The sequence below is a fragment of the Exiguobacterium sp. s59 genome, from assembly GCF_018617475.1.
GTDB classification, from domain to species: domain Bacteria; phylum Bacillota; class Bacilli; order Exiguobacteriales; family Exiguobacteriaceae; genus Exiguobacterium; species Exiguobacterium aestuarii.
Window position 1 is genome coordinate 41,531 of record NZ_JACSKG010000002.1, and the last position, 16,925, is coordinate 58,455.

Here is a 16,925-nt window from a genome sequence, read left to right on the forward strand (position 1 = left end):
CACTCCTTTCCCTTCTTATCTTCCCAAAAAAAGTTTCGGATAAGGTCTAATTTGCCTCATGGATATGCAAAAAAGACAGATGCGCTCGGCATCTGTCGATTCAACTGTTTCCTTCAAATAGGTTATGCCACTTGATGGCGTCCTCACGTAACAGTTTAAAGTGGGCCCCGGTCTTCGAATTCGTGACGTAGACATCATTCCCGTCATAACTCACGTCAAACGTTTGGGCACATACACCTTGAAACAGTGTCAAATAAGGGACCGGTGCAGGTGTTCCTGCATGAGATGTCGCATTCGCCTGTTCAATCGCATGGAAGAGAAAGTCTACTTCTTCTGTTCCGACGTGCTGTAAAAACGAAGCGTCTTTCGACTCTGTACCGAGAAGTGCTAACTCATGAAACAGGGCATGGCGTTCACTGCTCAATGTTGCATGGATTTGTTTCGTCAATTCTTCTCCATGCAACAAATCCGGTTGATGGTAGGTGAGGGAAACGAGCTGACGATTCGCTGTTCCATCTTTCATATAAGTAAAACTATAAAGCGGATAGCGTTGTCCGGGTACAAGGACAGATGGCAATTGTGAGGCTGCTTTCGCTCCAAACATTTGTGACATGTGCGCTTGTTTCGGACGAAGGACCGTTTGATAATCATTTTGATCCGGGCTTGTGTAAATCGCATATTGCGACGTATCGTCTGATTTCTCTGTCCCGAGTCCGATTGAAAGATAAGGATGACGCGATGCATCAATCGGAATCATTAGACGTTCTTCTCCTTCTGACGAGTTCAAGGTCAATTCAAACTGTCCGTTGAATGGCATGGTGATATGGAAAAGGGTATGTTCGATGCCTTTTCGTTCTGGATAGGGCTCATTGCCTATCGGCTTTTTCATCTCTTCCGCAAAGTGTTCATATTCATGTGGTTCGGCAAAGCGAATCTTGGCGGTGTCTGGATACGTGTCTGCTGCATATTGTACGTCGCTCAAACTCTCGGGCAAGCTAGTGGTTTTTGTGACATACGTAATCGAGTCTAGCTGACATTGTACATATGACTCGTTATGGATTGTAAATAAAGTGGCCGTCGGAAATGTGGATGACGTAGCGACATCTGTCAATGGTTGTGTCAGTGTGACCGTCCCGAGCCAGCGTCTCTCGCCATTCGGAATTGTCGAAATCGCATTGTCAGGTTGACACAGTTCGATCATCAACGCACGGTCGGATTCTGGCATTTCGATTTGTTGTCCATTCGGTAACAAGGCACGTCCTTGATAAAATTCTGGGGCGGGCTGGAGTCGGAGTGCGCGTTCTTCCTCGCATCCGAATAAGAATAATAGGATGACGAGGGTACTGAAAATCAGGTACTTTTTCACATCGGTACTCTCCTTCGATGAATCACTTTCACCATTCTAGCACCATTTTTTTGTGACTTTAGTCTTAGGAAAATTAATGTGTTATTTTAAAAAAAAATTAAAAAACCCGTCCAACTTGAACTGGACGGGTAATGAAACCATTTATGCTTTATTTTTACTTTTTAACTTTTTTGCCGTGTCGATTTTTGACGAAAAAGTATTGATATAAAGCGATTTTGAAAACAAGTAAATTTTCTTATACATAATCAAATTAGAATCGAGTGGAATTTATTTGATGAAGTTCCCTTCAATCAACATCTCGACCACGTGCCGCCTTCAAAATTTCGAACCATTCTTCACGTGTAAGATCGATTTGAAGTGCATCGACACCTGTTTGAACGCGCTCGATTTTTCCTGATCCGATGATCGGCATGATGTTCGCAGGATGTTTGATGAGCCATGCGTAGACGATCGAATCAATCCCACTTGCGTTGTGACGTGCACGAATCTCCTCAAGCTTTTCACGGAGCGGTGCATATTGGTCATCTTTAAAGAGTTGGCCTCCGGCTAATGGGCTCCAAGCCATAAGTGGCATCCGTTTTTCGTGACAAAGGTCAACCGCACCGTCTTCGAAATGCTTCAATTGCATTGGAGAGAGCTCAAGCTGATTCGTGACGAGTTGGAATGGGAGACGTGATTGTAGCAAGTTCTGTGTAGATGGGACGTGGTTGGAAACGCCAAATTCGCGTACTTTACCGCTATCACGTAACGTAATGAACGCTTCAGCAACATCATCTGGGTTCATAAGCGGGTCTGGACGGTGAATCAATAATGTATCGATGTGATCAATCGCGAGTTCTTTCAACGAACGCTCCGCTTGCGCGATGATATGTTCTTTCGTCGTGTCATAATAGTTGAGCGTTTGACCCGGATTGAACGATCCTGTCAGTTTGATGCCCGTTTTTGTGACAATCTCCATTTGGTTACGGAGTTCAGGCTTTAGTTTTAACGCTTCCCCAAATAATCCTTCACATGTATAACCACCATAAATATCGGCATGGTCGAACGTCGTGACCCCGAGCTCGAGACATTGTTCGATGAATGTGAGACGTTCCTGCGGGGTCATGTCCCAATCAGCGAGGCGCCACATTCCATGGACGACGCGTGAGAATGATAATTCTTCTGTCAAAGCGATACGTTGCATAATAACTCCTCCTTGGTTGTCAGTCGCTCTTCATTATACGTCTTCAGAGAGTGGACGTCACTTGTCACCCTCTCGAGCAATTTTGGCGTCAAATGAGCTTGTATGCGCTATGATGATAAAGAAGAGAAACAGGAAAGAGGCGTGACAGATGGGTAATTATACACAATATGCGGACGTCACCTTCGAACGGGTGGGCGACTCGTTTCAAGTAACGGCGATGCATCCAGACCTTCATTTGCACGGAATCGGACGAAGTGCGGCCGTGTTTCGTTTAAAAGAAAAGGATCGTGTCATCAAAGTGTTCTTTCCAGGTTATGAACAAATCGCAATCGAAGAGGCAGTCATCTATGAAAAGTTAAAGGGCCTTCCTTATTTTCCGACTTGTTACGAAGCGGGCGACTCGTATCTTGTCATGGATTACATCGAAGGGAAGACGCTTTTTGAGTGTCTAACGGAAGGCGTTTGGATTGACCCGTCTTATATCGAGGTAGTAGATGAGGCGCTTCGCCAAGCACGTTTATTAGGCTTGACCCCATCGGACGTCCACTTACGAAACATTATTTTGACCCCGAACGGACAGATTTTTTTGATTGACTTGGCGCGCTTTCGACAAGGACAACACATTGACCATCAGTGGGAAGACTTGAAGCGAATGTATCGACTTTATCGCTGTCGTTTTATGCCGAAACAATATGATGAGACATTACTTAATCGAATCGCTTATTTGTATCGTAAGTTCGTGAACGACCCGGATTCTTGATCTGGGTCGTTTTTCTTTTATCGATTAGGGAACAAGAGTAACGTGTCCAAAACTGAAGGAGAAGAGAAAGGAGAATCACAGATGGCTCATCGAATTTATGCGAATGAACTCGAAACACTCCATGAGTGTGTGGAGACATGTAATTATTGCTTGGAATCCTGTTTAGAGGAAAAAGACGTACAGATGATGGTCGATTGTATCCGACTCGACCGGGAGTGTGCCGCTGCCTGTGCGTTTCTCGCCGAAGCGATGACACGTGACTCTGCGTTTGTTCCTGAACTCGCTCGCGCTTGCGCGGTCATTTGTAAAGCCTGTGCGCAAGAATGTGAGAAACATAAACACGCGCATTGTCAGGAATGTGCGCGTGTCTGTACAGAATGTGCTTCAATGTGTGACCGTTTGGCCGCATGAAACGAGTGACTGGTCGATTGGACCGGTCACTTTTTTCGTGTCTTTTAAAGAGGGGATTCGTATAATGAAAAAAACGAGAAGTGGGTGTTGGTATGATTCGCAACTGTCGACGAGATGATCTTCAAATGATTTTACATATTTATAATGACGCCATCGTGAATAGTACGGCCGTCTATCATTACGACCCGGTGACGCTCGAGAATCGAGTGACCTGGTATGAAGAGAAGAAAGCCCAGGATTGTCCAATCATCGTATGGGTCGAGGATGATGTCGTCATGGGGTTCGCGACGTTCGGACCGTTCCGTCCGTGGCCTGCGTACCATTACACGGTCGAGCATTCCGTCTATGTACATCCTGGATATCGCGGGAAAGGAATCGGCAACAAACTATTGAAGGAAATCATTCGTATCGCAGAAGCGAGAGGGATGAAGACCGTGATTGGTGGAATTGACGCATCGAACGTGACGAGTATTCGTGCCCATGAAAAAGTCGGGTTTGTTCATTCAGGTACGATCCGAAATGCTGGCTACAAGTTCGGGAAATGGTTGGACTTATCGTTTTATCAACTCGATTTAGAAGGTCCTGCGTCACCAAAAGAGGGATGAATAGGATAGAAAATCTGCCTCCCCATACGATATACTGAAACGAGTGAATCGAATGGAGGAAATCGTATGAGTGAGTACCCGAATTGCCCGAAATGCCAATCATCTTATGTGTATGAGGATGGTCCGCTTCTTGTCTGCCCGGAATGTGCCTATGAATGGTCACCGAGCGAGATGGCAGAAGCAGAAGCAGCATCCCAAATCAAAGATGCGAACGGAAATCCGCTACAGGACGGGGACACGGTCACCGTGATTAAGGACTTAAAAGTAAAAGGCACTTCGCTTGTCGTCAAACAAGGGACGAAAGTGAAAGGGATTCGACTTGTGGAAGGCGATCATGACATCGATTGTAAAATCGAAGGTCTTGGTGCGATGAAATTGAAGTCGGAATTTGTGAAGAAAATCTAAAAAAGTGTTTCGGCGAATTGCCGAAACACTTTTTTGTATTATGAGAAGAACGGTTTATACTCGCGACGTTCATGCATGATGGACACCCATTGAAGCGTCGTGAACTCTTCGAGCACCCATTCGCCGTTGAATCGTCCGAGACCAGAGTTCTTCTCGCCCCCGAACGGCATATGCGGTTCATCGTTGACCGACTGGTCGTTGACGTGAATCATGCCGGTTTCGACTTTTCGTGCGAAATTGGTCGCACGGTAAACCGAACCGTGGACGGCACCGCTCAATCCATACGGCAATTCATTCGAGAGACGAATAGCTTCTTCGTCATCTTTGAACGAAAGGATGACCGCAACCGGACCGAAGATTTCATGTTTCGCGAGTGGCATGTCATTCGTGACGCCACTGAGGACGGTCGGTTCGAGGACGTTGCCGTCTGCTGTTCCGCCGGTATGGACGGTCGCACCCGCATCGACGGTTTTTTCGATCTGTTCTAAGATACGATCGATTTGGTCGTGATCGATAAGCGGACCGACTTGCGTGTCTTTTTCGTTCGGATCGCCTGCTTTCAACTGTTTAACGCGCTCGACGTAACGTTCCACGAATTCATCATGAATCGATTCGGCGACGAGGATTCGGTTCGTCGACATACAAATTTGTCCCTGATGGAAGAACTTGCTGTAGACTGCTGATTCGACGGCACGATCGAGATCGGCATCGTCGAGCACGACGAACACGTTATTTCCGCCGAGTTCAAGAGCGGTTTTCTTCAAGAGACGTCCCGCCTTCTCTGCGATTCCTTGTCCGACTTCGGTCGAGCCCGTGAACGAGATGAGACGTGGAATCGGATGTTCGACGATCGCATCGCCGATTTCAGACCCTCGTCCGACGACGACATTGAGTACGCCTTTTGGAAGTCCTGCTTCTTCGAAGAGGGATGCGAACAGGAGACCACCTGTGACCGGTGTCGCTGTGGCCGGTTTGACGACGACCGAATTTCCGGTCGCAAGAGCCGTCACGATTGAACGTACGGCCAAATGGAGCGGGAAGTTCCATGGGCTGATAATGCCGATGACTCCGAGTGGCTTGCGATATACGCGGTTCTCTTTATTCGGAACAATCGAAGGTTTGATGAGTCCGTCCATACGGAACGGGAACGTCGAGGCTTCTTTAATGATGGCCATCGATGCGGCGAACTCACTTTCTGCCTTGATGCGTGTGCTCCCAGACTCTTTCACGAGCCAATCGACGATGAAGTCTTTATTGTCCATCGTCAGCTGGGCAAACTTCTCAATCAATTCCCGTCGTGCTTGCGGAAGCATATCGGCCCAATCCGTCTGAGACGCTTTGGCTGCTTCATAAGCGCGATTCAAATCATCTTCGTCTGCCGATTGAATCGAGAAGAGTGTCTCGTTTGAGAACGGATTGACGTTGTCGATCGACTTTTCACTTGATCCGCTTACCCATTCACCGTTGATGTACATTTTCGTAAAATCTGTATGCATATTTGAACACTCCTTTGATTTTTCTTCACCATAGGAAGTATTCACTTGTTTTAGAAAAATAAACATCTCAATGGGTCGAACGATCAGAGTTGAAGCATGACGTTCGAGATAGTGGAGGAAAGCATAGGTCTGTTGGTCAAAGTAGAAACGCTGAGGTCGATACAATCAGTAGAGCTATCGTGTGATTTATTCGTCATCACTCTTTTTGAAGTTCCTGAATACTTCCTGTACAGTTAGACGTAGAGAGGGGTTAGAAAGAAATATGAAACGTTATGAAGCGATTTTATTTGATATTGACGATACGTTGTTAGATTTTAAGCAAAGTGAACACGTCGCCTTGGAGCAATTGCTCGCATCCTATAACGTCCGGATGACAGAAGAGGTAAAGGCGCGATATGTCGACATTAATAGCGGTTTATGGCGTGCTTTTGAACGCGGCGAAGTGGACCGGGAAGAAGTGCTGGTCGGTCGTCACACGAAACTGTTCGATTCACTCGGTCTCACCGTCGACGGTCCACATGTCGAACAACAATATCGGGACTATTTACATGCGGGCGTGCACATGATTGACGGTGCGTTAGAGATTGTCCAAACGCTGAGCGTTGATTATCCACTCTATATCGTCACGAACGGCGTGACGGAGACGCAATTCAAACGGTTAGAGTCATCTGGACTATTGCCGTACTTCCAAGACGTGTTCGTATCGGATGCGACGGGCTCGCAAAAACCGATGAAGCCGTTCTTTGACTACGTCTTCGACCGAATTCCAAACGTGACGCCAGAGAAGGGCTTGATTATCGGTGACTCGGTCACGGCAGATATCGCCGGCGGACGGATGTATGGTCTAGATACATGTTGGTTCAACCCGAACGAAGTGGCCGCGACGATGGAGTCAACGTATGAGATTCGACATTTACATGAGTTGAAATCGCTTCTCTAAATTCAAGCCGGATTGAGTGAATGGGCTGGCAAACGGTTCGGTAGTTGAGCGAGTACTTCCGGATAAAGCGTGACGTCTTGTAGACGGTCGAGCTTTTGCCAACGATAAATCAGGTGATCTCCTTCAGGTCCGTAAAAGTCTCCGTCTTGGAGCGGGAGGTCACCGTCTACATAAAAGTACAGTCCAATCTCATGAAACGGTTGATCGTTGTACGTAAACAAGTTCTCGTGCACAAAGGCGAATGAAGTATCGGTCACCTGCATGTTCAGCTCTTCATGAAGCTCGCGTGCGAGTGCGGTTGCAGCTTCTTCACCGAGCGTCACGCGACCACCGGGTAATGCCCAAAAGTCATCCCGGATGTTTCGGTGAATCAATACGTGTCCGTCTTTCAAAAAAATACCGGCGACGCGATAATTGAAGACTCCTTGTTCAGTCGGAAATACGAGGTCCATCTGTATCACTTCCAATCTTTGTAATCTGTTCTAGTATACCTGAAGGAGGGATATGATGTTTCAATCACATACACAATATCGAGATGAAGATTTCCGTGACGTGACACTCCGCGACGAAGTGTTGTCACATGTCACGTTCGAGAACTGTCGCTTTACGTACGTCGATGCGACTGAGCTACAAACGGAGCGCTGTCAGTTCATCAACTGTGATTTCACGGACTCGAAATGGAATGCGTCCCGTCATGTCGGGAGCTCGTTTCTGAACTGCCAATTCCATGGTGCCAACTTGTTCACGAGCGAATTTGAACAATGTAAAATGACCGGATCTTCTTTTGAAGAAAGTCAGTTTGAAGGTGTTCGTGTCACGGAAGGGGACTGGTCGTTCGTCAACCTACGTCACGTGTCGCTCAAGAAAATGGACTGGTCCCACGTTCGATTGGTCGAGGCCGATCTGTATGGATCTGACTTGACCGAGACAGTCTGGCAACAGACGGACTTGACTCGGGCGACGCTTCAACACGCGGTGTGTCGTGGTGCCGACTTTAGAGGCGCACTCGTCGACGGGGTTGATTTTTCAAACGTAACATTGCAACAAACAAAACTAGACGCGATGCAGGCAATTCAAGTCGCGCGCTCATTGGGGGCGATTGTAGAATGAAACCAGAACAAATTATCGAGCAGTTGATTGCGTTCGCGAAAGAACGTGAACACATCCGGACGGTCGTCTTGAACGGCTCACTCGTCAATCCGAATATCCAGCCAGACGCATATCAGGATGTCGACCTTGCTTTTTATGTGGAAGATGTCCAAGCGGTTGCGGACGATTCCTCATGGATGGACACGTTTGGGGATATTTTGATTATGCAGACGCCTGAAACGACTGACCCGAAACGACATGTGACGTTCTTGGTGCAGTATGTGGACGGACATCGGATCGATTTGACGATTCGGAGTGTAGATCAAGTAGAAGCCATGCTCGAAATGGACTCGCTCAGTCAAATCGTATTCGACCGAGATCATCATCCGGACGTTACGCCTTCGGACACCACATATCGCGTAACACGTCCATCTGCTGACGAGTATGCGGCTTGCTGGAATGAGTTTTGGTGGGTGTCGCTCTATGTCGTTAAAGGCATCAAACGGCATCAGGTGCTGTATGCGCTCGATCACCTCGATATCATGCGGAATATGCTCCGTCAGATGATGGAATGGAATATCGGTTATGCGACGGAGTTCTCCGTGAATCTCGGGAAGTCAGGTGATGGGATGCGCGACCACTTGCCGGAAGAGTTGTGGGAGATGCTTACGGCAACATATGCTTCCGCTGAGCTGAGTGCGATTGAAGATACGCATGACCGCTTGCAATCGCTCTTCTTCTTTTGCGCGCAACGCGTCGCCGAACAAGGCGATTTCGTGTTCCGAGAAGAAGAAGCGAGACGTGTCCGTGCCGCATGTGCAACACTTCGACATTCGAACGATTAATGAGGCCGAGAGCCGGGAAACGCTCCTTATAGAGAAAGGAGCGTTTTTTCATGAACCCATATACGACATTTATTGCCCTTTTAGTCGGAAGTCTTGTCCTTTTTGTCGGTATTCGTTTAAAGAAATGGCCGATTATTTTGGTGGCGATGTTGCCTCTTGGTCTCGTCGCATTTAATATGTTCTTACTGATCACAGGACGCTAGAAACAGCTTAAATTGTTGACCGCCCAAATAGGAAAAGGTTTTCAATTGGTAAAAAGATTGATAGAATGTGGTCGAAGACGACTGAATTTCATAATGTTTGCCACTAGGGGAGTCGCGCCACGCGGCTGAGATGGACATGGTCCAGACCCTTCGAACCTGATCTAGTTCAAGCTAGCGTAGGGAAGTGGGCGAGACGAATCATATGGCTTCACCTAGATATGACTGTTCGAGACGCCGCTTCCGTTATGGGAGGCGGCGTCTTTTTATCTGTTATAAGGGGGAGTTACTATGAAATTTACAGATCATTTACGTCAGGAAGCAGACGGATTGTTTGAAGCAAGCTTCCATCATCCGTTCGTCCGTTCACTCGGGGAAGGGACGCTCGACGAGAAGAAGTTCAGACATTACGTCATGCAAGACTCTTACTATTTGAATCAGTTTTCGAAAGTGCAGGCGAAAGGAGCGACGCTCGCACCAACGATGAAACTATCGAGCCGCTTTTTGACGCATGCATTGCACACGATTGAGGCGGAACTCTCACTTCATCGTGAGTTCTTTACGATGCTCAACGTGACAGACGTGGAACTTGCGACATTCGAGCCGGCACCGACCGCTTATGCGTATGCCCTTCATATGCAACAAGCAGGACCGACACTCGGTGATGTATTGGCGTCAATCCTTCCATGTTACTGGGTATATTACGAGATTGGTGAACGCTTAAAAGATAAGCGACCCGATCATCCGATTTATTCGGCTTGGATTGCGACTTACGGTTCGGAATGGTTCCGTGAGCTGGTAGAAGAACAGATTGATCGATTGGATGAATTAGCCGGACAAGCGACAGAAGAAGAGCGGCTTCGTTATACGAAACTCTTCTTGAAGAGTTGTTACTACGAAGTCGCCTTCTGGGAAATGGCATGGACACTAGAGTCATGGACGTTGTCACAGGAGGTCAACCAATGAGACATGAGATTTGGAGTGAGATTCGAAAGCAGGCGCCGTTAATTCACAACATCACAAACACGGTCGTCGCCAATTTTTCGGCGAATGGACTGCTCGCCATCGGTGCCTCCCCGGTGATGGCAGACGCGATTGAGGAAGTGGCAGAGATGACATTCGTGAGCGATGCGCTCGTACTCAACATCGGGACACTCGGTACGATGACCGAAGCGACGATGATTCGTGCAGGGCAAGCTGCAAATGAAGCGGGATGTCCGGTCGTGCTCGACCCGGTCGGTGTCGGGGCAACGTCATTTCGTCGAGATGTCGTCGAGCGTATCCTTCGTCACGTCCGCGTGTCGGTCATTCGTGGGAATGCAGGAGAAATTGCCACATTGGTCGGCGTCGATTGGGCAGCACGTGGTGTCGATGCGGGGGACGGGGCGTGTGAACCACGCCAATTGGCGCTCGAAGCGGCGAAACGCTATGGATGTGTCGTGGCGGTGACCGGAAAAGAAGATCTGGTCAGTGATGGAAGTGTCGTCATAGAAGTCCATGGCGGAACAAAACGAATGACCGAGACGACCGGTACAGGCTGTCTACTCAGTGCGGTCGTCGGAGCATGTCTAGCGGTCGAGAAGAACGCCCTAAAGGCGACGGTGACAGCCGTGTCGGGATATGCCTATTGCGGGGAGTTGGCGAGTGAACGGGCAGAAGGACCAGGAGATTTTCCGATTCACTTCTTAAATGCCCTTCATCAATTGACGCAACATACAATCCCGACGAATCGAATCGAGGTGTCGACATCATGAGACCGCAAGTATTGACGATTGCTGGATCTGACTCAGGGGGAGGCGCCGGGATTCAAGCTGATTTAAAAACGTTTCAAGAGCTCGGTGCGTTCGGGACGAGTGTGCTGACTGCGATCACGGCTCAAAACACACTTGGTGTTCATGGGATTGAAGCGATTTCCACGGAAATGATCATTGGGCAAATCGATGCGGTAACTGACGATTTTAACATTACGGCATGTAAGACGGGAATGTTGGTAGATGCGGAGCGAATTGAAGCGGTGGCAAAAGCGCTTGAACGCCATCGGTTCGAGCATGTCGTCGTCGATCCTGTCATGGTGGCTAAAGGGGGCGCTTCTTTGTTGCAGGAGAATGCAATCGAAGCACTTCGTACGAAACTGTTGCCACATGCGACGGTCGTGACCCCGAATATTCCTGAGGCAGAAGTATTGACCGGAATTAAGATTCGGACGGAGTCCGACCGAATGAAAGCCGCTCATTCGATTCGTGGACTCGGTGTCGATGTCGTCATCATCAAAGGTGGGCATACGGAAGGTGTGGAGGCAGTCGATTTGATTGTGACTGAATCTGAAGCATTTCAAGTGAGCGCACCTCGCATAAAGACGAAAGATACACATGGAACGGGATGTACGTTCTCTGCAGCCTTGACGGCCGAATTGGCATATGGAAAGACGCTACGCCAAGCCGTCGTAGATGCGAAGCAGTTTATTCATCAGGCGATTACACATGGATTATCGATTGGACAGGGGCATGGACCGACGAATCATTGGGGACATCGTTTAGCGAAAGAAGAGGTGATTACCGTTGACGTTCTGTACGAAACAAGCGCTCGCTAAGCAACTTCGTCTTTATTTTGTGTGCGGGACAATCGATGCTTCTGATTTGGTGTCGACCGTCGAAACGGCACTTCGATGTGGTGTGACATGTTTTCAATTTCGCGAAAAAGGTAAAGATGCATTGTATGGAGATGAAAAAGAAGCAATGGCTAGGACGCTCCAACAGGTATGTCGCCAAGCGGAAGTGCCGTTTATCATCAATGATGATGTAGAGTTGGCACTTACGATTGATGCAGATGGAGTACATGTCGGACAAGACGATTTACCAGCTGAATGGGTTCGTAAACAATTAGGACCTGATAAATGGTTAGGGGTGTCTGTCCATACGATGGAAGAAGTGCGTGCAGCGCTTCCGTTCGCAGATTATGTCGGAATCGGTCCGATTCATGAGACGAAAAGCAAACTGGATGCGGGACATGTGCGTGGGACGGAACTGATTCGACAGGTCCGTCAGCAATATCCACAGCTTCCGATTGTGGGGATCGGAGGTATTCGTCCAGAGCATGTTCCTTCAATCATTCATGACGGGGCAGACGGCGTTGCCGTCATCTCTGCCATTGCTTCTGCACCGGATGTAGCAACGGCTACCCGGCGTTTCGCTTGTCTCTGAATTCATTTTTGAGGAGGAAGACAGATGAACGTATTTGTAATCGGTGCAAACGGTCAGATTGGCCACCAATTGGTGGAGAAGTTACACAAGGAAGGGAAACATCAAGTCACGGCGATGGTACGTAAGGAAGAACAACTCGAGGACTTTAAGTCAAAAGGGTATAATGCGGTACTCGGTGACCTCGAAGGTTCGGTGGCAGATTTGCAAAAGGCGATTGATGGGATGGATGTCATCGTGTTCGCGGCAGGTTCTGGTGGAAGCACTGGGGCAGATAAGACACTTTTGATTGACCTAGATGGTGCGGCGAAGAGTATCGAAGCGGCACAAGCGAATGGGAACATCAAACACTTCGTCATGGTCAGCGCCTTAAAAGCAGAAGATCGCTCGTCTTGGCCAGATTCGATGAAGCCTTACTACGTAGCGAAGCATCACGCAGATCGCTTGCTCGAACAGAGTGGACTCACATACACGATTGTACGTCCTGGTGCTTTGACAGACGATGCAGGAACGGGCAAAGTGAACACGAAATTCGAAGGAAGTGGAGAGATTCCACGCGAAGACGTCGCATCATTCTTGGTGCATGTCCTTCATAACCATTCGAATGCACAGAACAAAGCGATTGATTTAATTAAAGGGGATACCCCAATCGAAGAAACGTTATAAGCGTGTGATATTAGGAACGGGATGTAAATCATCCCGTTTTTTGTCGCTTTAAAGAGGGAAAAGGGTGCAACATAGCGAAATAACCGAATACGAATCAATAAGGAGGTTCTGCATGACCGAGATGTTCATTTATCTGGTGGTTTACTTACTGCCGTCATTTTTGCTCGGCTTTTTAGCACTCGATGTCTTTCAACGAAATCCGAATAAAGTCGAGCATCGGTTGCTGAGCCTGTTTGTATTCGGCTATTCGATGCTTTTCTTGGCGGAATTTGTCCGCCATCTCTCTCCGATCGAGTATAGTCCAGCACTCATCGCGTATTGGTTTGGGAATGCCGGGATTTTCATCTTTATTTTTTCCGTACACTTTATATTAAGTATTACGGGCGTTGGAGCGAAAGCGCCTCGTTGGCTTTATCCATGGGTCGTCTATTTACCGTTGATTCCTGTCATATTGACATACATTCGGCGAGAGAACATCATCAACAGCCAGCAATTTGAACAAGTTGGCATTTGGATTTATCCCGAATTCAATTCTTCTTACTTGATTACGTTGACTGTCGGAAACATCTTTCACCTATTGATTATCGGTCTGATTTTTTATGCGCTAAAACGCGCAGAGCGAAGGGAGCACCAACGCGTGTTGCGCATGCTCTTTTGGACTGCAAATGCCGTGTTGGTGTGGGATGTCGTATTCGGCTATTTTCAATTCCGTGGATTCATCCCGCCCTATTCATACATGTATGGCGGGCTCGTTTGGGCGGTGGCCTTGGTCATCGCGATGAATCGTTTGGACTTCTTAACTTCTTACGTGAAACGATACGGCACCCTCTATAATTTGAATCCATCCGCTATCCTATTGATTGATTCGGAAGGCAAGGTAGAGAGTGCGAACCCTGCCGCACGAACGTTATTCCATACGGTACGTGTCGTGAATGAACGCTTCGTCGACTTGTTACCGGAAAAGAAAAAAGCGGAATGGATTGAACATTACAGCCAACACTTCAGGACACGGAAGAAGTTTTTAGAATTTGAAACAAAGATTATGACGAAGTCTGGGCAAGAGCGATATGTCGTCATCGATGGGGACTTTGTCGATATTGATCGAACAATCCATGGGATGATCATCATACGGGATGTACATTCGTTCAAAGAGGCCGAGCAAACGATTCGCTTCTTTGCCTACCATGATCCGCTTACGAAATTGGCAAACCGACGTGCCTTTTATGAACGGGCAGATCATGAGTTGCTTCATGCATCGAGATTATCATTACTCATCATTGATTTGGACGGCTTCAAAGCGGTCAACGATACGTATGGACACCAAATCGGGGACCACTTCCTGACCCATTTAGGTGGACTATTGGAAATGTCGGCACGAGACGTCGGCTTGGCTTCCCGTGTCGGAGGCGATGAGTTCTACATCTATGTAATCGACTTATCGGAAACCGAAGTGCTTGCGTTTATTCATGAGCTCCAGATGACGTTGAGCCGGAACCCTTACAGAACGTCGGATGTGACGATTCCGATTCGGGCAAGTATCGGGGTCAGTCATGCCCCGGACCAAGGAACGGACTTGGATACATTGATTCACAAAGCAGACCAGGCGATGTATCAAATCAAGCAAGGCGGGAAAAATGATTATGCGATTTATGATGAGGCGTTACATGGTCCAAAATAACGGGAACATAGAAATGGTTAATCGTTGAGAGGAGGATGGAATATGTCAGAAAGACCGTTAGTAACGATGCGTGCCGAAGGAGATGCAGGAGGCGTCAAGACAACTGTACATGTAGGAGAGCACACCCCTTTTATCGTGGATGAGCCGGAACGGCTCGGTGGAACGAATATGGGACCGAATCCGCTCGAATATCTTCTCGGAGCGCTATCATCTTGTACGACGATCATGATTGCCTATGTCGCCCAAGATTTAAATTTTGATTATGAAGGGGTCCAATTCGTGACGGAAGGGACACTCGATCCGAGAGGATTCCAAGGGATGGAAGGCGTCCGAACGTATTTTGAGTCAGTTCAGATGAAAATCGTATTGGATACGACCGAGTCGGATGAGCGAATTGCCGAACTACGAAAAGGCGTCGAGGCACGATGCCCGATTCATAATCTCATGCACGCGGCGGACGTGGAGATGAAGGCAGATTGGACTCGAAAATAAAGATGGGGGAAACCTCATCTTTTTTACATAGTAACCATGAAAAGAGTACGGAGGAAAACCAAGTGAACCACCAACTGATGACATCTGAATGGGCAAGTCAAATTCAAAAATGGACGTACGCAGCTCCTTATGATTTCTATAATCAATCACCTTCCGAAGAGGGGATTGACGAGTTGATGACGTATCAGGCGATGGTAGAAGAACACGAGCTGATTGGCTTCTATTGCATCGGCGTCCCGGCTCAAGTGCCGAATTCGGACTACTCGTATTCTTCAGATATGACGGATATCGGATTCGGAATGCGACCCGATTTGACAGGTAAGGGACGCGGACGGTCGTTTGTGACATACGTCATCGAAAGGGCATTGGAACGGGGGAAACCGCTCCGTCTGACCGTTGCTTCTTTCAATGAGCGAGCGATTCATCTATACGAAACGGTCGGCTTTCGTATAATCACATCGATTGAACGCAATGGTGTCCCGTTCCACGTGATGGTGCGCGATTAACCATACTGTTTTTGATGTGCCTTTTTACGTCGTAAATAATCCTCATCGGCACGGAGTTGATCCCAATACGTTTTGAAGATACGGGCAGACTCTGCTTTTTCTTCGTCAATTTCGCGCTCGTGGATGTCACCATCTTCTTTATATTTACGACCACCTTTATAATTGGCATAGCGCCGGGCCCGCGTGTAGCCCATTTGGATGAACTTTCGGGCCATGTCCATTCCGACGAAATCATCGTTCGCGCGATACTGTTCAAACAATTCTATGATCTCTTCAGCGGATTGCTGGGCGATGTCTGGCGTCTTGAATCGCCAATGGGGCAAAATCTCACTTTTATACGGTTCCACGAGTAGTACACCTTGTTCACCACGACCGACCCGATACAATTCGGGTTGTTGTCGGAAGTCGATTTCATCGAAGTTTAAGTCATAATCAAATGGCATGTTCATTCCTCCTCGCCTAACGTTTTCCCATTAGGTTGGGGAAAGAAACAACTTGAAGGAAAAGGATGGGTTTATATGATCAAGATGGAGACAGCGCGGTTGATGTTAAGAGCATTTACGCTAGAAGACGCAGAGGATATGTATCGTTACGCTAAAGACGAACGTGTCGGACCGATGGCTGGTTGGGCGCCACATGAATCCGTTGAAGAGACGAAAGATGTCATTCGACTGTTTATTGAGGAAAAAGACGTATGGGCGATTGTGTTGAAAGAAACCGGGCAAGTGATTGGCAGCATTGGATTACACGACCGAAGACCGGACCCAATGATTCAACATGAGGCCCAACGTGAAATCGGTTATGTACTCAGCCCCGATTATTGGGGGCACGGCTATGTGCCGGAAGCCGTTCAGGCGATGATTCGATTTGGATTCGAAGCGTTAGGACTGGAGCGGATTTGGTGCGGCTATTTCAGCTTCAATGACCAATCGCGACGCGTCGTTGAGAAATGTGGGTTCACTTATGCGTTCACGAAAACGCAAGAATTGACCCGACTCGACGGACGAACGGTAGAATGCCTCGTCTATGTCCAACTCAATCCGACGTTCTCCACACATTGAAGCGCTGTTTCAATGTGTTTTTTCA

General features: G+C 47.9%; 22 protein-coding genes and 1 riboswitch. Of the genes, 17 read left to right on the plus strand and 5 right to left on the minus strand.

Annotated elements, in window-relative coordinates:
* Window positions 1-100 precede the first annotated feature (100 nt).
* Both KNO91_RS03570 and KNO91_RS03575 read right to left on the minus strand, forming a co-directional pair.
* A complete protein-coding gene (locus KNO91_RS03570) occupies window positions 101-1,366 on the minus strand; it encodes a hypothetical protein (protein WP_214816213.1) in 1,266 nt (421 codons plus the stop codon).
* 286 nt (window positions 1,367-1,652) lie between these two features.
* Window positions 1,653-2,549, minus strand: coding sequence for an aldo/keto reductase (locus KNO91_RS03575; protein ID WP_214816216.1), 897 nt, complete (start codon window positions 2,547-2,549; stop codon window positions 1,653-1,655).
* A 148-nt stretch (window positions 2,550-2,697) separates the two neighbouring features.
* Here KNO91_RS03575 and KNO91_RS03580 point away from each other — a divergent pair, with 148 nt between their 5' ends.
* The 4 genes from KNO91_RS03580 (at window position 2,698) to KNO91_RS03595 (ending at window position 4,730) form a co-directional block, all read left to right on the plus strand.
* A complete protein-coding gene (locus KNO91_RS03580) occupies window positions 2,698-3,309 on the plus strand; it encodes a protein kinase family protein (RefSeq protein WP_214792473.1) in 612 nt (203 codons plus the stop codon).
* Window positions 3,310-3,390: 81 nt separating this feature from the next.
* Window positions 3,391-3,720 (plus strand): four-helix bundle copper-binding protein, encoded by a 330-nt coding sequence (locus KNO91_RS03585; RefSeq protein ID WP_214785912.1) that lies wholly within the window; start codon window positions 3,391-3,393, stop codon window positions 3,718-3,720.
* 92 nt (window positions 3,721-3,812) lie between these two features.
* Window positions 3,813-4,325, plus strand: coding sequence for a GNAT family N-acetyltransferase (locus KNO91_RS03590; protein ID WP_214792476.1), 513 nt, complete (start codon window positions 3,813-3,815; stop codon window positions 4,323-4,325).
* 66 nt (window positions 4,326-4,391) lie between these two features.
* On the plus strand, window positions 4,392-4,730 hold the full coding sequence (locus KNO91_RS03595) for a zinc ribbon domain-containing protein YjdM (RefSeq protein ID WP_214792479.1): 339 nt from the start codon (window positions 4,392-4,394) through the stop codon (window positions 4,728-4,730).
* A 38-nt stretch (window positions 4,731-4,768) separates the two neighbouring features.
* Here KNO91_RS03595 and KNO91_RS03600 read toward each other — a convergent pair whose 3' ends face one another.
* Window positions 4,769-6,226 carry an aldehyde dehydrogenase family protein gene (locus KNO91_RS03600; protein WP_214816219.1) on the minus strand — a complete coding sequence of 486 codons (1,458 nt, stop codon included), beginning with the start codon at window positions 6,224-6,226 and terminating at the stop codon, window positions 4,769-4,771.
* A 262-nt stretch (window positions 6,227-6,488) separates the two neighbouring features.
* Between KNO91_RS03600 and KNO91_RS03605 the strand changes: the two genes are divergently transcribed.
* On the plus strand, window positions 6,489-7,166 hold the full coding sequence (locus tag KNO91_RS03605) for a YjjG family noncanonical pyrimidine nucleotidase (RefSeq protein ID WP_214785920.1): 678 nt from the start codon (window positions 6,489-6,491) through the stop codon (window positions 7,164-7,166).
* A gap of 2 nt (window positions 7,167-7,168) precedes the next feature.
* Here KNO91_RS03605 and KNO91_RS03610 read toward each other — a convergent pair whose 3' ends face one another.
* On the minus strand, window positions 7,169-7,618 hold the full coding sequence (locus KNO91_RS03610) for an NUDIX hydrolase (protein ID WP_214785922.1): 450 nt from the start codon (window positions 7,616-7,618) through the stop codon (window positions 7,169-7,171).
* Between the two features lie 55 nt (window positions 7,619-7,673).
* Between KNO91_RS03610 and KNO91_RS03615 the strand changes: the two genes are divergently transcribed.
* The 11 genes from KNO91_RS03615 to KNO91_RS03665 all read left to right on the plus strand — a co-directional run bounded on the left by KNO91_RS03615 (window position 7,674) and on the right by KNO91_RS03665 (window position 15,839).
* The gene (locus KNO91_RS03615; RefSeq protein ID WP_214792489.1) at window positions 7,674-8,276 is read left to right on the plus strand and encodes a pentapeptide repeat-containing protein; all 603 of its coding nucleotides are present in this window, start codon (window positions 7,674-7,676) and stop codon (window positions 8,274-8,276) included.
* A complete protein-coding gene (locus tag KNO91_RS03620; protein ID WP_214816220.1) occupies window positions 8,273-9,100 on the plus strand; it encodes an aminoglycoside 6-adenylyltransferase in 828 nt (275 codons plus the stop codon). The genes KNO91_RS03615 and KNO91_RS03620 overlap by 4 nt, the downstream gene beginning before the upstream one ends.
* A 50-nt stretch (window positions 9,101-9,150) precedes the next feature.
* Window positions 9,151-9,303, plus strand: coding sequence for a hypothetical protein (locus KNO91_RS03625; RefSeq protein ID WP_012727577.1), 153 nt, complete (start codon window positions 9,151-9,153; stop codon window positions 9,301-9,303).
* Between the two features lie 95 nt (window positions 9,304-9,398).
* Window positions 9,399-9,503, plus strand: a riboswitch (TPP riboswitch).
* Between the two features lie 88 nt (window positions 9,504-9,591).
* Window positions 9,592-10,266, plus strand: a complete 675-nt coding sequence (gene tenA, locus KNO91_RS03630; protein WP_214816223.1) for a thiaminase II — start codon at window positions 9,592-9,594, stop codon at window positions 10,264-10,266.
* A complete protein-coding gene (gene thiM / locus KNO91_RS03635; protein ID WP_214792495.1) occupies window positions 10,263-11,054 on the plus strand; it encodes a hydroxyethylthiazole kinase in 792 nt (263 codons plus the stop codon). Before tenA ends, thiM begins: the two co-directional genes overlap by 4 nt.
* A complete protein-coding gene (gene thiD / locus KNO91_RS03640) occupies window positions 11,051-11,890 on the plus strand; it encodes a bifunctional hydroxymethylpyrimidine kinase/phosphomethylpyrimidine kinase (RefSeq protein WP_214816226.1) in 840 nt (279 codons plus the stop codon). Before thiM ends, thiD begins: the two co-directional genes overlap by 4 nt.
* Entirely contained in the window at window positions 11,859-12,500 is a 642-nt protein-coding gene (thiE, locus tag KNO91_RS03645) for a thiamine phosphate synthase (protein WP_214816230.1), read from the plus strand. Before thiD ends, thiE begins: the two co-directional genes overlap by 32 nt.
* 24 nt (window positions 12,501-12,524) lie before the next feature.
* Window positions 12,525-13,163: an SDR family oxidoreductase gene (locus KNO91_RS03650; protein WP_214816234.1), complete on the plus strand. Its 639-nt coding sequence runs from the start codon at window positions 12,525-12,527 to the stop codon at window positions 13,161-13,163.
* A 112-nt stretch (window positions 13,164-13,275) separates the two neighbouring features.
* Window positions 13,276-14,841 (plus strand): GGDEF domain-containing protein, encoded by a 1,566-nt coding sequence (locus tag KNO91_RS03655; RefSeq protein WP_214816237.1) that lies wholly within the window; start codon window positions 13,276-13,278, stop codon window positions 14,839-14,841.
* Between the two features lie 42 nt (window positions 14,842-14,883).
* Window positions 14,884-15,333 carry an OsmC family protein gene (locus KNO91_RS03660; protein WP_214816240.1) on the plus strand — a complete coding sequence of 150 codons (450 nt, stop codon included), beginning with the start codon at window positions 14,884-14,886 and terminating at the stop codon, window positions 15,331-15,333.
* Between the two features lie 62 nt (window positions 15,334-15,395).
* Entirely contained in the window at window positions 15,396-15,839 is a 444-nt protein-coding gene (locus tag KNO91_RS03665) for a GNAT family N-acetyltransferase (RefSeq protein WP_214816243.1), read from the plus strand.
* Here KNO91_RS03665 and KNO91_RS03670 read toward each other — a convergent pair.
* Window positions 15,836-16,282, minus strand: a complete 447-nt coding sequence (locus tag KNO91_RS03670; protein ID WP_214816246.1) for a DUF4385 domain-containing protein — start codon at window positions 16,280-16,282, stop codon at window positions 15,836-15,838. The genes KNO91_RS03665 and KNO91_RS03670 overlap by 4 nt on opposite strands.
* 75 nt (window positions 16,283-16,357) lie before the next feature.
* On the opposite strand from KNO91_RS03670, the gene KNO91_RS03675 reads away from it, so the two are divergent.
* On the plus strand, window positions 16,358-16,900 hold the full coding sequence (locus KNO91_RS03675; RefSeq protein WP_214816249.1) for a GNAT family N-acetyltransferase: 543 nt from the start codon (window positions 16,358-16,360) through the stop codon (window positions 16,898-16,900).
* Window positions 16,901-16,925: the final 25 nt, after the last annotated feature.